Below are 14,582 nucleotides of genomic sequence, written 5' to 3'. Positions count from 1 at the left end.
GATTGGGTCCAGCGTTTCCGGTACCACAATCGCCGGGGTATTAGCAGCAAAGGTTGCCACATCCATACCGTGTTCCAGCGCCACCAGCAGCTCTTTAGCACGCACCACGCCAATGATTTCATCCAGCTCACCACGACACACCGGGAACAAACTGTGTGGCGTATCCAGCAGCTGAATACGGATTTCATCCAGCGGGCGCGAAACATCCACCCACGAAATGTTACCGCGCGGCGTCATGATGCTGCGGATTGAGCGTTGCGATAACGTCAATACGCCGTTAATCATGTAGCGTTCTTCGTCTTTAAACGCTTCCTGCGGCATCGCTTCGGTCAACGAGGTTTCTTCCGTGGTCGTCGCTTGCTTACGCTGGCGTCCGCCCATCAAACGCAAGATCGCTTCGGCGGTGCGTTCACGCATCGGGCGATGTTCCTGATGCTTAATAAAGTTACGGCGCGCAATCTGGTTAAACAGCTCGATGATGATCGAGAAGCCAATCGCCGCGTACAGGTAACCTTTAGGAATGTGGAAACCAAAGCCCTCGGCCACCAGCGACAGACCGATCATCAGCAGGAAGCTCAGACACAGCACCACCACCGTTGGGTGTGCGTTAACAAAATTCGTCAGCGGTTTTGAGGCCAGCAGCATCACGCCCATAGCGATTACCACCGCAGTCATCATCACCGGCAGATGGTTCACCATACCCACCGCAGTAATCACCGCATCCAGTGAGAACACCGCATCCAGCACGACGATCTGAATCACCACCGCCCAGAAACTGGCGTAGCTCTTATTGCCCTGATGTTCGAGTCCGCGGTTCTCGAGTCGCTCATGCAGTTCCATGGTTCCCTTGAATAACAGGAACAAACCACCGAACAACAGAATTAAATCTCGTCCGGAAAAGCTGAAATCGCCTACGCTGAATAGGGGTCGCGTCAGCGTCACGATCCAGGAGATGAGTGACAGCAAGCCAAGACGCATAATCAGGGCGAGCGACAAACCAATCAGTCGGGCTTTATCGCGCTGTTTTGGCGGCAATTTATCCGCGAGGATGGCGATAAACACCAGGTTATCAATACCGAGAACGATTTCCAGCACGATCAGCGTGAGCAAACCCGCCCAAATTGAGGGGTCGAAGAGAAATTCCATCAATGACTCCTTACCGAACGTGATGGCGTACGAAATTGCATCTGCACCAGAGGGCGAGACGAGGGATCGTTACAGTTGGTGATAGCGCTGAAGAGCGTAAAAGCAGGCGCGGAATAGCGCTGAGAACATGTTGAGCGACGTCGGTGACGGTCCATAAAGGTGAGCTGAAGCCCGGTACTCCTGAATAAAAAACAGAACGCTAATGTATCAGTTACATCAACGACGTCAAAAAAATTTATTACATTTACAAATATCTACGTGAACGCATGAATAACGAACAAAAGTGCACATTAGCGCCGTTACGCTCGAAATAGCTGACAAACATCACATAATTTATTTTTTCGATCACTAAAATAAATCGCGACCTTATCGCTGTGCAGCGGATTGTTTCGTTTTATTTATTGATGCTCTTTCTCAATCACATCATTAACGATCCACCTGAAACACTAACGGTAATTTTCAATGATTCCCGGCAATGCCAGAGAATCTCTCACGCGAACGGAGGTAGCAAGTGACCATTGCTATTGTAATTGGTACACATGGCTGGGCGGCAGAACAGTTGCTTAAAACAGCAGAGATGCTGTTGGGTGAGCAGGAAAATGTCGGATGGATTGATTTCGTTCCCGGCGAAAATGCAGAAACGCTAATCGAAAAGTATCAGGCACGGCTGGCAGATCTCGACACGTCAAAGGGCGTGTTGTTCCTGGTCGATACCTGGGGTGGCAGTCCATTTAATGCGGCCAGCCGCATTGTGGTGGACAAGGATGGCTATGATGTCATCGCCGGCGTCAACATTCCGATGCTGGTGGAAACCCTGATGGGACGCGATGACAATCCATCGCTGGAAGAACTGATTCACATCGCGGTAGAAGCCGGTCGTGAAGGTGTTAAAGCCCTCAAGACTGAAACGCCTGCGCAAGCCGCAGCGGCACCGGCTCCGGTTGCAGCGAAAGCGCCCGCTCAGCCGCAAAAACCGATGGCACCTGGCGATCACATGAAAATCGGCCTGGCGCGTATTGATGACCGCTTGATTCACGGGCAAGTGGCCACGCGCTGGACCAAAGAGACCAACGTTAGTCGCATTATCGTAGTGTCTGATGAAGTGGCCAACGATCATGTGCGCAAAACCCTGCTGACGCAGGTGGCCCCGCCGGGCGTCACCGCGCATGTGGTGGATGTCGACAAGATGGTTCGCGTGTGGAACAACCCGAAATATGGCCAGGATAAAGTGATGCTGCTGTTCACCAATCCCACGGATGTAGTGAGGATTGTTGAGCAAGGCGTGGACATTAAGTCGGTCAATATTGGTGGCATGGCGTTCCGTCAGGGCAAAACGCAGGTGAACAACGCGGTATCGGTGGATGAAAAAGATATCACGGCATTCCGCAAACTTAATGAACGCGGTATCGAACTGGAAGTACGTAAAGTCTCCAGCGATCAGCGACTGAAAATGATGGACCTGATCGCCAAGGTCAATCCGTAGTTCGCCCTTTTGCCTGCACATGTGGGCGAATTTTAGAGACCTTGCAGAGGAGAAATGCAATGGAGATAACCACGCTACAAATCATTTTGATATTTATTGTGGCCTGTATCGCCGGAATGGGATCGATTCTTGATGAGTTCCAGTTCCACCGTCCGCTGGTGGCTTGTACCTTAATTGGTGCAGTCCTCGGTGATATGAAAACCGGTATCATCATCGGCGGTACGCTGGAGATGATTGCACTGGGCTGGATGAACATTGGTGCGGCTGTTGCACCAGATGCGGCGCTGGCTTCGATTATCTCAACCATTTTGGTTATCGCTGGTGGTCAAAGCGTCGGTGCCGGTATCGCGCTGTCGCCTTCCAGCACGCCGCCGATAAGGCAGCCGAGAAAGGTAATCTGAATGCGATTAGCTGGATCCACGTTTCTGCGCTGGTATTGCAGGCGATGCGTATTGCCATCCCCGCCTTGATCGTGGCGATTTCTGTCGGTACGCACGTGGTTCAGGAACTGCTGAACTCGATTCCAGAAGTGGTCACCAACGGCCTGAACATCGCCGGCGGCATGATCGTGGTAGTCGGTTACGCGATGGTCATCAACATGATGCGCGCGGGCTACCTGATGCCGTTCTTCTACCTTGGCTTCGTTACTGCAGCCTTCACCAACTTCAACCTGGTTGCGCTTGGCGTGATTGGCGTGGTGATGGCGGTGCTGTATATCCAGCTGGCACCGAAATATAACCGCGTTGCAGGTGCTGCAAATGCCGGTCCTGCAAACAATGACCTCGATAACGAACTCGACTAGGAACAGGTGAAATCATGGTTGATACAACTAACACTCCAAAGAAACTCACCCCCGGCGATGTCCGTGGTGTGTTCCTGCGCTCTAATCTGTTTCAGGGTTCGTGGAACTTTGAACGTATGCAGGCGCTGGGTTTTTGCTACTCAATGGTGCCGGTGATTCGTCGCCTCTACCCAGAAAATAACGACGATCGTAAACAGGCGATTAAACGTCACCTCGAGTTCTTCAACACCCATCCTTACGTTGCAGCGCCGGTGCTGGGCGTTACCATGGCGATGGAAGAGCAGCGTGCCAACGGTGCGCCGATTGATGATGCGGCGATTAACGGCATCAAAGTAGGTCTGATGGGGCCGCTGGCTGGCGTCGGTGACCCGATCTTCTGGGGTACCGTGCGTCCGGTGTTTGCTGCGCTGGGTGCCGGTATCGCCATGAGCGGCAGCTTGCTGGGTCCATTGCTGTTCTTCATCCTGTTTAACGCGGTTCGTCTGTTAACGCGTTATTACGGCGTGGCGTACGGCTACCGTAAAGGTGTGGATATCGTCAGTGATATGGGCGGCGGTTTCCTGCAGAAACTCACGGAGGGCGCGTCGATTCTCGGCCTCTTTGTTATGGGGGCCTTGGTTAACAAGTGGACGCATGTGAATGTGCCGCTGGTGGTGTCGCGCATCACCGACCAGACCGGTAAAACCACGGTTACCACGGTGCAATCGATTCTCGATCAGCTGATGCCTGGCCTGATTCCACTGCTGCTAACCTTTGGCTGTATGTGGCTGCTGCGTCGTAAAGTGAATGCGTTGTGGATTATCGTCGGCTTTTTCGCCCTCGGTATCTTCGGTTACTGGATCGGCCTGCTCGGTCTGTAATCAGCCAGCCGGGAGCCACGCTCCCGGCTATTTTTGAGCGGCATTACCTGAGCGCCCACGTTGAGGTAATTTCGATTGAGGAAGAGTATTTTATGTCACTGACTGACGCGCTGATCGCCCTGCTGATTGCAGGCTTCATTCTTTTCGCTATCTATGATGAAGCGATCCTGCCGCGCCGCAACGGCCCGACCAAACTGCGCGTCGCGCTGCGTCGTCGCCATAAGATCGATAGCGCCATTTTCGTGGTGCTGCTGCTCATTCTTCTGTGGAACAACATTGATAAACATGGCACGCAACTCACCACCAATTTGCTGATGGTGCTGTGCTTTATGGCGATTTGGCTATTCTGGGTGCGTAGCCCGAAGCTGCTGATGAAGGAGAATGGACTGTTTTTTGGCAGCGTGTGGATCGATTACGCTCGCATTCAGAGCATGAACCTGTCGGAAGACGGCATTCTGGTGATGCAACTGGAGCAGCGTCGCCTGCTGATTGCCGTCAAACAGCTTGATGATCTGGAACGTATCTACAATACGCTGGTGGAAGCGCGTTAATCGCGCTGCCACAACGTCAGCATGAAGTCGGCATCACAGGTAAACTCGCTGGATGCCGCAAGGTCCTGCCACACCTCTTCGCGCGCACGCCAGGCAAATGGCGTCATCTGCAATAAGCTCACCGCCTCACTTCCGCTCAACGTCATGCTGTAATTCAGGTTTTGCTGATCGATCTGCTTAAAACCGGCATATAGCTTTTCTTCCGCCGCATGCAACTGCACTTCGCGATAAATCAGCGCCTTGAACTGCTGCAAATGATGCGGTCCCGGCGTCACCGCTAGCAGGTAGCCACCCGCTTTAATCACACGACTCAGCTCCTCTTCATTACAGGGCGCATAAATGCGCACTACGCCATCCAGAGAAGCATCGGCAAAAGGCAAACGCTGGCTGGAGGCCACGCAGAATTTCACCGTGCGATAGCGTTTAGCGGCCATGCGAATCGCTGCTTTTGCGACATCCAGACCAAAGAGTTGTGCCTGCGGCAACGCATCGGCCATTGCTGCGGTGTAATAGCCTTCTCCGCAGCCGATATCTAATAGCTGCGAATTTTGATTACTCAGGTGCTGCGCAAGGATTTCGGCAACACCCGCGCGCAACGGCTGATAATATCCAGCATCGAGGAAGGCACGCCGTGCCTGCAGCATCTCAGCGCTATCGCCCGGTTCGCGCGAACCTTTGTGCTGCACCGGCAGCAAATTGACGTACCCTTCTTTGGCCTGATCAAATTGATGCCCAGCATCACAGCGGAAGCTATTCGCCTGCTGCAATAAAGGCTGATGACAAAGTGGACAAATCAAAGACATAGATAACTCCGGGTTAGCAATTCGCGGCGCAGTTTACCCTGATCATCTGGCTACAGAAAGGATAAAAGAAAAAGCCCCGTTCAGTGAACGGGGCTTTAGGATTCGTTTCAGTGGTGCATGGCACCGAGCCTGAGGGCGAAATCAGATTGGGGTAACGTTGACCGCAGCAGGACCTTTCTGGCCGTCCTGGATTTCGAACTCAACGCTTTGGCCTTCGGCCAGAGTTTTAAAACCATTGCCCTGGATTGCAGAGAAGTGTACGAACACATCTTTGCTACCATCAGCAGGAGTAATAAAACCAAAACCTTTAGACTCGTTGAACCACTTAACTTGACCTTTAATCTTTGCCATTTCGCAAATTTCCTTTCAATGATTATATTGCCCGCAGGCAGACTTACAGATAAACCAGAGACATTACTGAATGAGGCACTAATTTAAGGTTCGGCAAGGAAGCGGTATTCAACGTCAACGTCTTTACTCGTAACTTCTTTACTGAAGATGCCATACATAAACAGAACTGTACCTCGTTTGACCCACGATTTGTTATCACATATCCGTAAATTAATGGCAAGCCATTTTTAAACGGTGATCGACGTGACGCACATAATTAGTTAATTGCCGCTGCACTTCATCAATCAACATATTGACACCCAACCCGTAAGGTGCGCAAAAAAGGGTTATCAGTCAGTATAGTTAGCGCCTAATCCTCACTTAGTCAAGCGCAGCGGTAATGTCTAAACAGGTACATTTTAAAGGGGTAAAAAGTACGACATAAATATTGCACTAATATGGCATCAATAAAATATTCCACTAAAAAGTTCGCCAGCCACACAACAACTGCGCGCCGTTCAAATCTTGTACAAATAGTTTTCTCAGGTATAAGTTATTAATTGCTTTGCACCAAAATCAGGAGAAACCAATAATATGCGCCCCATATAAACGCATTAACATTAGGTGGCATTTATCTCAATTTTAACTATCAACCCAACAATTAAATGTTAAAAAAAACATTGATGAGCTTGATTTAACAAAAACTCCTTAGGATTAATCTTAGTTGAAATTCTTTCTGGCAGAGATCATCGCTATTCATACTTGATTCAGGAAGCGAATTCACTAAATGGCATTATCCCGCCACGCACCATTTCAGTGCGCAGCCGGTTGCCCTGTCGGCGATTATTTCACCCCTTCCAACGCCTTAACGTTCCGGGATCATCCGAATAAAATCGCGTTTTTCATCCGCGTCTTCATCCGCTAGTGGTTTTGCTGTGGATGGCTGTGCGTCAACCAGACGACGCAGTAGCACATTCTGTTTCTTTTGCTCTTCGATAACGGCTTCCAGCAAACGGATCTGCTCACTGGCACGCACGCTAGCCCGGTTAACAAAGAACCAGACAATAAAGGCCACAAGAATGATGATGGCCAGAACGCCATAGTTGAACAGCGGGCTGGTGTTTGCGGCTAATTCGTTCATAACTGCCTCTGTAGTCAAAAATCAAACCTCTACTCCGCCGCTGATTCTACTCGTTGCCGGGGCAAAAGATAATGGGTAGCGACGGAAAGCAGATTATCCCGCAAGACCTCTTTCAGTTATCTCTGATCGATTCGATAGCGAAAGCGAGGCATGCTGCTACAGTAGATTCGCAGCCATGTTGGACGCGCTGCGTTGTGTATCACAAGGAGAAAAGATGAAACTACTTATTCGGACGATTATGCTGGTGGCACTAATTTGGTTGGCGATGCTGCTAACCGGCTATGGCGTACTCACCGGCAGCAATAAGAATGCGGCGGGATTGGGACTGCAATGCAGTTATTTGACCGCACGCGGCATGATTACAGCACAGTATCTGCACACAGACAGCGGTATCGTCGGCGTAACGGATTGCCCACTGCTGAAGAAAAATGGCGAAGTGGTCGACAATTAAACGTTGAAACGGGCTGGAAACAGCCCGTTTTCATTTCAGAACGGATAGTCGTGATAGCCCATTTGTTCAGACAGATTGCGCGCCGCACGGTGCAGCATCGCCACATACTCATTTTTGGCTTCTTCTGAAAAACGAATGGTGGGGAAAGAGATGCTCAATCCCGCAATCACCACACCAAAGCGGTCAAACACCGGCACCGCGATACAGCGTAAGCCCTCTTCCTGCTCTTCATTATCTTCGCCAAATCCCTGCTCTTTCACCTGATCCAGCACCGCCAGCAGCGCTTCTGCAGTGACAATGGTTTTGGCAGTGCTGCGGCGGAACTCCACTTCGCTGAGGATCTCCTGTACTTCAGCGCGATCGCGCCATGCCAGTAACACTTTACCAATTGCGGTGGTGTGCAATGGATTGCGGCGGCCGATGCGCGAATACATGCGCAGGTTATACAATGAATCGATTTTATGGATATAGACGATGCTGTCTTCTTCCAGCGCACCGAGGTGAATGGTTTCTTTGGTCAGACGTGACAGCTCACGCATCTCAATATCGGCGCTACGAATCAGATCGACGTTCTGTAACGCTTTGGCCCCGAGCTCAAACAGCTTAAGCGTCAGCGAGTATTTCTCACTTTCCCCTTCCTGCGCCACATAACCAAGCGATTTCATGGTCTGTAAAAAGCGATAGACGGTGCTTTTCGACATCATCACGCGTTGGGACAATTCGGTGATTCCGTGATCGCGCTCTTCGCCCAGCGCCTGCAGAATGCCAAACACTTTCATCACCGATGAAACCGAGTCCGGCTGTTTATCGTTATCGCTGCTCGCCATGGCGCGTATCCTTTTTTGACAGTGTTTCAAAAAAAACGGAACAGAAGCGCCAGTATATGCGTTTCAACCTGATGGCGGCAACGATTGACGCTAAGTGACACATCCACACGTAATTTTATGTCAATGAATGCGGTGCTTTTCGGCAGCGAATTGATTAGCATGATGATATTCACTTCCTTTACTTACCTAACTTATGCCTTCTACTGTTGCTCAGGATGGATTGCCCATTCCACAGCGCTATGGCGCGATCATTACCATTGCACTCGGTATCATGATGGCGGTGCTGGATGGGGCTATCGCCAACGTGGCTTTGCCGACCATTGCCCGTGAACTGAATGCCAGTCCAGCCGAATCGATCTGGATTGTTAACGCCTATCAAATCGCTATCGTTATCTCGCTGCTGTCGCTATCGTTTCTTGGCGATATGCTTGGCTACCGCCGCGTCTATCAGGTTGGACTTGCGCTGTTTATCGCCACCTCGCTGTTTTGCGCCCTCTCCTCATCACTGAACACGCTAACCGTGGCCCGCGTGCTGCAAGGCTTTGGTGGCGCAGCGCTGATGAGCGTCAACACGGCTTTAATCCGCATCATCTATCCGCAGCGATTTCTCGGACGCGGTATGGCGATCAACTCGCTGATCGTTGCGGTGTCGAGTGCGGCTGGCCCCACTGTGGCGGCAGCGATTCTTTCCGTCGCCAGTTGGAAATGGCTGTTCCTGATCAACATTCCACTTGGCATCGTTGCGTTATGGCTGGCGTTGCGTTTCCTGCCGGATAACCCGCAGAAAGCCAAACAACAGAAATTCGACGTGCCCAGCGCCGTAATGAATGCCCTGTTCTTTGGCCTGCTGATTACAGCACTGAGCGGCTTCTCGCAAGGGCAAAACGGCTGGTTGATTGTGGCCGAGTTGGTGGCATTAGTGTTGGTGGGCATCGTGTTTGTCCGTCGCGAACTGACGATGCCGGTGCCATTGTTGCCGGTGGATTTGCTGCGCATTCCGATCTTTTCGCTCTCGATTGGCACCTCAATTTGCTCATTCTGCGCGCAGATGCTGGCGATGGTGGCGCTGCCGTTCTTCCTGCAAAACGTGTTGGGTCGTGATGAAGTAGCAACCGGTTTGCTGCTCACGCCGTGGCCGCTGGCAACCATGGTGATGGCGCCGATTGCGGGTCGACTGATAGAGAAATTCCATGCCGGATTATTGGGCGGATTGGGATTAGCGATGTTCGCTGCCGGCCTGTTCCTGCTGGCGCTGTTGCCGACTCAGCCAACGGATGGGGATATCATCTGGCGCATGATGCTGTGCGGTGCCGGTTTTGGCCTGTTCCAGTCACCTAACAATCACACCATCATCACCGCAGCACCGCGTAATCGCAGCGGTGGCGCCAGCGGCATGCTCGGCACCGCGCGTCTGGTAGGACAAAGCAGCGGCGCGGCGCTGGTGGCGCTGATGTTTAATCTGTTCAACGATAGCGGCACGCACGCGTCACTGCTATTGGCGGGCAGCTTTGCCAGCGTCGCCGCCGTGGTGAGCCTGGCGCGTATGACGCAGGCACGGCAGACTGTCGAATCCTGAAAAACAACAAGGGCGCCATCTGGCGCCCTTGTTCTTGGTATGTCGACAATGACTACTTCAGGTATTCACCGCTGCGCAGCGCTTCGATACGTTTATCGAGCGGCGGGTGCGACATGAACAGCTCGCTCAACGATTTGTTTTTACCGTTGATACAGAATGCCATCATGCTGCCTGGCTCCTGCGGCTCGTAGCTGGTTTTCAGACGTTGCAGCGCGGCAATCATCTTCTCGCGACCCACCAGTTTGGCGGAACCCGCATCGGCGTGGAATTCACGGTGACGTGAGAACCACATGGTAATGATGCTAGCGAGGAAGCCGAACAGCAGTTCCAACACCATCGAGACGGCAAAATAGACCATCGGATTTCCGTTGCTGCTCTCTTCACCGTCGCGGTTACCCGACAGGAAGCCGGAAGCAATCTGCGCCAGAATACGCGAGATGAAAATAACAAAGGTGTTCACCACACCCTGAATCAGCGTCATGGTGATCATGTCACCGTTAGCGATGTGGGAGATTTCGTGCGCCAGCACCGCTTCCGCTTCATCGCGGCTCATGTTTTGCAACAAGCCAGTGGAAACAGCGACCAGCGACGCGTCACGGCGCGCACCTGTCGCAAAGGCGTTAATGTCGGGCGCGTGATAAATCGCCACCTGCGGCATTGCAATGCCAGCCTGTTGTGCCTGGCGGCCGACGGTTTCCATCAGCCAGCGTTCCGTCTCATTACGCGGTTGTTCAATGACCTCACCGCCAACGGATCGTAACGCCATCCATTTGGACATCAGCAGTGAAACAAACGCACCGCCAAAGCCAAACAGACCTGCCATAATCATCAGACCCTGAACACTGCTTGACTGGATTCCTGTCAGACTCAAAATCAGTCCGAATACCAACATCACCGCCAGGTTGGTGAGCAGGAAAAGAGCAATACGCATCATAAACGTTAATCTTCCTCAGTTGTGCACGCGCATATGCGCGGATATCTATCCTATGGTCATCGCCGCGCATTTCAAGCAACCTTAATCTTTAAGTGCCTAAAAAGACATAACTTTACATTAGGAAGTGAAGTGCGCACTTCAGTGCATCAGCCGCGCTTAATAACGATTTTAGCCTAAAAAAAAGCACCGCCGAAGCGGTGCTGTTTCATAGGCCAGACGGTTATTTCGCGCTTTCGGCTGCAGGCTGAGATTTTTCCAGCTGCGCCATGTCGTTAGCGATTTTCACCGTTTCATCCAGATACGGATCGGGCTCTTTATAGTCTTTCGGTAGATCTTCGATGCTCTTCAGCGGCGCTTTGCCTTCCGCCTGATAGCGTGCGTTGATACGTTCCAGACGCAGTGCATCATCTTCGCGGTTCTCTTTCTCACGCTGAGCAAGATTGAGCGACACGATATTACGCTTGTCTTTCATCGCATCGAAACGCGCAATATCTTTCATGATGTACTGGAACTCGCGATCTTTGGCGATGCGATCGGCGTGCTCTTTGGTCAGCTGCGGTACCAGCGGCGCGATATCGCCGGTCTTGGTGTAGCTTGCCGCATTCACGCTGTCCCAAGGCAACGCGTTGTCCTCGAACTTCTCTCCGGTTTCTGCCGCTTCGACGCCGGTTGGCATCAGCAGATCCGGCGTTACGCCTTTACGCTGAGTACTTCCGCCGTTGATACGGTAGAACTTCTGAATGGTGTACTGTACGGAACCCAGCGCTGGCCACTCGGGACGCAGCATCTGATCGTAAATGCGGTTCAGAGAACGATACTGCTGCACGGTGCCTTTACCGAAGGTCGGTTCACCGACAATCAGCGCACGACCGTAATCCTGCATCGCCGCAGCGAAGATTTCAGACGCCGAAGCACTGAAGCGATCGACCAGCACCACCAGCGGACCTTTGTAATAGACTATGCCGTCGTTATCGCTGTCTTCGCGCACGCGTCCATTGTTATCACGCACCTGCACCACCGGGCCGCTAGGAATAAACAGGCCAGAGAGTGAAACGGCTTCGGTCAGGGCACCACCGCCGTTGGTACGCAGATCGATCACCACGCTGTCGACGTTCTGCTTCTGCAATTTCTGCAGCTGCACCTTCACATCGTCAGTCAGGCCAACGTAGAAGCCAGGAATGTCGAGCACACCGACTTTCTCTTTACCAACGTTATGCACGGTCCCTTTCACGGCGCGATCTTCCAGACGGATTTTTTCACGCGTCAGTGTGACGGTGCGGGTTTTCGTGCCCTTACCGGCTGGCAGGATTTCCAGACGTACTTTGCTGCCTTTCGGTCCTTTGATTTTTGAAACCACATCATCCAGACGCCAGCCAATCACATCTTCCATTGGCTTGCCCGGCTGAGCGACACCGACAATGCGGTCGCCGACGCTGATCGCTTTACTCTTCGCCGCCGGACCACCCGCGACCATCGAGTTGATCACCGTGTAATCGTCATCCATCTGCAGCACTGCGCCAATACCTTCCAGCGACAGGCTCATTTCGGTATTGAACTGCTCGGTGTTGCGCGGTGAAAGATAGTTAGTGTGCGGATCGATTTCATGCGCGAACGCAGTCATCGCCAGCTGGAACACATCTTCACTGTTGCTTTGCGCCAGACGACGGATGGCAAAGTTGTAACGCTTAGTCAGCGTTTCGCGAATCTCTTTCTCATCTTTACCGGCCAGTTTCAGGCTCAGTTCGTCATATTTAACTTTGGCATCCCACAGCGCGTTGAGCTCATCAACGCTCTTCGGCCATGGCGATTTTGCCCGGTCAATGTCAATGGTGTCATTGCCGGTGAAATTCATTGGGCGGTTCAGCGCGCTCAGCGCATATTGATAGCGCTCAAAGCGACGTTTCTGCGCCAGATTGTAGAGATCGTAGAACACATCCAGCTTACCGCTGCGGAACTCATCACCGACGGTGGTTTTCTTATCGGCGAATTGCGCGACATCCGATGCCAGCAGCACGTTGTGGCTGTAGTCGAGCAGATTCAGGTAGCGATCAAAAATTTTCGCGGAAAAATCCTGATTCAAATCGAACTGGCGATAGTGAGAGCGGGTAAAACGCGAGGTAACGCGTTCGCTGACGGTGGGATGCTGTGGATCTTCGTGTAGCTGGGGAATCTGGTCGGCGCGGGTAATATTATCTGCACCAAAGGTGGGGCCTGCTAAAAGCAGGCCCGCGATCATACCGATCTTTAAAATAGTGTTCATGCCAGGGTCAGCCTCCGTTTCAGAACTGCAAATGTTCTGCGCGCACAATCATAGCCATGCCGGAAGCGAGCTGAACCCGAACGCCATCTTTGGTTATTTCCAGAATGGTAGCGTCCATTGCACCTTTGCCTGCGGTCACTTTAATGTTCTGGCCGGGCTGCAACGTTGAGGTATCAGTGACAGGTTTAGCACGCGGTGGCTGCGGCGCTGCGGCACGTTCAGTAGCGGCCGCACGCGGCGCCTGAGGGCGTGGCTTACGCGGTGCATCACCTTCAGCAGCTTTACGCGGAGCAGGCTTGCGCGGACGACGTTCAGCGGTCTCTTCACCGGCTTCACGCTTCTTCGCTTTCTGCTGATCGCGCTGCGCCTGAACGCGTGCTTTAGCTTCTTCCAGTTGCTTGCGCGCATGTTCTACGTGTTGCTCATCCAGTACGCCACAGGCGTTACCATCGAGATCGACACGGATGGCACCTGCTTTGATGCCATAAAGATAACGCCAGCTAGAGGTATAAAGACGTAAGGCAGAACGCAGTTGCGTCTTGCTCAGGCTTAGTTCGCCTTGAACACGCTCGACCAGATCTTGAAAAATGCCGATTTTGAGCGGACGCGCCTCGCCTTCGGCGCTAAAGCATTGCGGAAAACGTTCCGCCAAAAAGGCGATGACTTCTTTACTGCTATTCAACTTAGGTTGATTTTCCATGAAATTTCCTGATTACAACGGATTTGCCGACCAGAGCAGGCATGAACAGGCGACATTATAATGACAACATCGCCAAATGCTATGTGATCCAGTCGATTAGCTGTGCGTCAGCTGAATAAATTTTACGATGTCGCTGCCCGCCAGCACTTCACAAAGCCCGTCGGTAAGGGCCACCAGCCCCGCTTCATCCTCGCTATCGAAGCGAGAATAAACCGTACTATCAATGTCTAAAACACCCACGAGGGTGCCATTTACTTTCAGAGGAATCACGATTTCGGCGTTGCTGGCGGCGTCACAGGCGATGTGGCCCGGGAACGCGTGCACGTCTTCCACCAACTGCACTTTGTCCTCGGCCACCGCAGTACCACACACGCCTTTGCCAACCGGAATACGTACGCAAGCGATTTTGCCCTGGAACGGGCCCAGCACCAGCGTGTTCGGTTCCGTCAGTAAATAGAATCCAGCCCAGTTCACGCCTTCCAGACGTTCAAAAAGCAGCGCGCTGCAATTACCGAGCGCGGCCAGGAACGAGGTTTCGCCCGCCAACAGAGCGCGGATATCGCGATTCAAATCCTCGTAAAAAGCTTTTTTGTTCATTGTTCAACCATAACTCGTCACTGTGGTGACCTTGTTGTCACTCAGTTGTTAAAATAAGCACTAATAATCCAGGCGCATAAGGTGAATCATTCTGTTAGTTACTATACCCTTAGCAGTCGGT

Annotated in this window: 15 protein-coding genes and 1 pseudogene; 6 read left to right on the top strand and 10 right to left on the bottom strand. The window is 52.2% G+C overall.

The window, feature by feature from the left end; all coding sequences use genetic code 11:
- A partial coding sequence (locus RTM06_RS11510) for a TerC family protein (protein ID WP_312182286.1) occupies positions 1–1,146 on the bottom strand: 1,146 nt, incomplete at its 3' end.
- Between the two features lie 511 nt (positions 1,147–1,657).
- Between RTM06_RS11510 and manX the strand changes: the two genes are divergently transcribed.
- From manX to RTM06_RS11490, 4 genes and pseudogenes are all read left to right on the top strand, one after another.
- Positions 1,658–2,629: a PTS mannose transporter subunit IIAB gene (gene manX / locus RTM06_RS11505; protein ID WP_008110409.1), complete on the top strand. Its 972-nt coding sequence runs from the start codon at positions 1,658–1,660 to the stop codon at positions 2,627–2,629.
- A 59-nt stretch (positions 2,630–2,688) separates the two neighbouring features.
- Positions 2,689–3,431 (top strand): annotated as a pseudogene (locus RTM06_RS11500) (PTS mannose/fructose/sorbose transporter subunit IIC).
- Positions 3,432–3,445: 14 nt separating this feature from the next.
- A complete protein-coding gene (locus tag RTM06_RS11495) occupies positions 3,446–4,291 on the top strand; it encodes a PTS mannose transporter subunit IID (protein ID WP_265297910.1) in 846 nt (281 codons plus the stop codon).
- A gap of 92 nt (positions 4,292–4,383) precedes the next feature.
- On the top strand, positions 4,384–4,842 hold the full coding sequence (locus tag RTM06_RS11490) for a DUF986 family protein (RefSeq protein ID WP_061718723.1): 459 nt from the start codon (positions 4,384–4,386) through the stop codon (positions 4,840–4,842).
- Here RTM06_RS11490 and rlmA read toward each other — a convergent pair.
- From rlmA to RTM06_RS11470, 4 genes are all read right to left on the bottom strand, one after another.
- Positions 4,839–5,645: a 23S rRNA (guanine(745)-N(1))-methyltransferase gene (gene rlmA / locus RTM06_RS11485; RefSeq protein ID WP_312182280.1), complete on the bottom strand. Its 807-nt coding sequence runs from the start codon at positions 5,643–5,645 to the stop codon at positions 4,839–4,841. The genes RTM06_RS11490 and rlmA overlap by 4 nt on opposite strands.
- A gap of 141 nt (positions 5,646–5,786) precedes the next feature.
- Positions 5,787–5,996 (bottom strand): transcription antiterminator/RNA stability regulator CspE, encoded by a 210-nt coding sequence (gene cspE / locus RTM06_RS11480; protein ID WP_008110414.1) that lies wholly within the window; start codon positions 5,994–5,996, stop codon positions 5,787–5,789.
- 83 nt (positions 5,997–6,079) lie between these two features.
- A complete protein-coding gene (locus RTM06_RS11475) occupies positions 6,080–6,154 on the bottom strand; it encodes a DUF2627 domain-containing protein (protein ID WP_110866451.1) in 75 nt (24 codons plus the stop codon).
- A 686-nt stretch (positions 6,155–6,840) separates the two neighbouring features.
- On the bottom strand, positions 6,841–7,116 hold the full coding sequence (locus tag RTM06_RS11470) for a YebO family protein (protein WP_256696604.1): 276 nt from the start codon (positions 7,114–7,116) through the stop codon (positions 6,841–6,843).
- A 214-nt stretch (positions 7,117–7,330) separates the two neighbouring features.
- Between RTM06_RS11470 and RTM06_RS11465 the strand changes: the two genes are divergently transcribed.
- Positions 7,331–7,567, top strand: coding sequence for a YobH family protein (locus RTM06_RS11465; protein WP_312182277.1), 237 nt, complete (start codon positions 7,331–7,333; stop codon positions 7,565–7,567).
- A 35-nt stretch (positions 7,568–7,602) separates the two neighbouring features.
- Here RTM06_RS11465 and kdgR read toward each other — a convergent pair whose 3' ends face one another.
- Positions 7,603–8,394 carry a DNA-binding transcriptional regulator KdgR gene (gene kdgR, locus RTM06_RS11460; protein WP_256696605.1) on the bottom strand — a complete coding sequence of 264 codons (792 nt, stop codon included), beginning with the start codon at positions 8,392–8,394 and terminating at the stop codon, positions 7,603–7,605.
- A gap of 193 nt (positions 8,395–8,587) precedes the next feature.
- Here kdgR and RTM06_RS11455 point away from each other — a divergent pair, with 193 nt between their 5' ends.
- Positions 8,588–9,970 (top strand): MFS transporter, encoded by a 1,383-nt coding sequence (locus RTM06_RS11455; protein ID WP_312182275.1) that lies wholly within the window; start codon positions 8,588–8,590, stop codon positions 9,968–9,970.
- 52 nt (positions 9,971–10,022) lie between these two features.
- On the opposite strand, the gene htpX is transcribed toward RTM06_RS11455, so the two are convergent.
- The 4 genes from htpX to RTM06_RS11435 all read right to left on the bottom strand — a co-directional run bounded on the left by htpX (position 10,023) and on the right by RTM06_RS11435 (position 14,461).
- Positions 10,023–10,904, bottom strand: coding sequence for a protease HtpX (gene htpX, locus RTM06_RS11450; protein WP_256696607.1), 882 nt, complete (start codon positions 10,902–10,904; stop codon positions 10,023–10,025).
- Between the two features lie 220 nt (positions 10,905–11,124).
- Positions 11,125–13,164, bottom strand: a complete 2,040-nt coding sequence (prc, locus tag RTM06_RS11445; protein WP_312182272.1) for a carboxy terminal-processing peptidase — start codon at positions 13,162–13,164, stop codon at positions 11,125–11,127.
- Positions 13,165–13,183: 19 nt separating this feature from the next.
- Positions 13,184–13,864 carry an RNA chaperone ProQ gene (gene proQ, locus RTM06_RS11440; protein ID WP_008110425.1) on the bottom strand — a complete coding sequence of 227 codons (681 nt, stop codon included), beginning with the start codon at positions 13,862–13,864 and terminating at the stop codon, positions 13,184–13,186.
- Between the two features lie 96 nt (positions 13,865–13,960).
- The gene (locus RTM06_RS11435) at positions 13,961–14,461 is read right to left on the bottom strand and encodes a GAF domain-containing protein (protein WP_008110428.1); all 501 of its coding nucleotides are present in this window, start codon (positions 14,459–14,461) and stop codon (positions 13,961–13,963) included.
- Positions 14,462–14,582: the final 121 nt, after the last annotated feature.

This window comes from Pantoea sp. CTOTU46764 (assembly GCF_031974595.1).
Taxonomy (GTDB): domain Bacteria; phylum Pseudomonadota; class Gammaproteobacteria; order Enterobacterales; family Enterobacteriaceae; genus Pantoea; species Pantoea trifolii.
The sequence above is the reverse complement of the archived record's forward strand: the minus strand, read 5'-3'. Positions and strand labels throughout refer to the sequence as shown.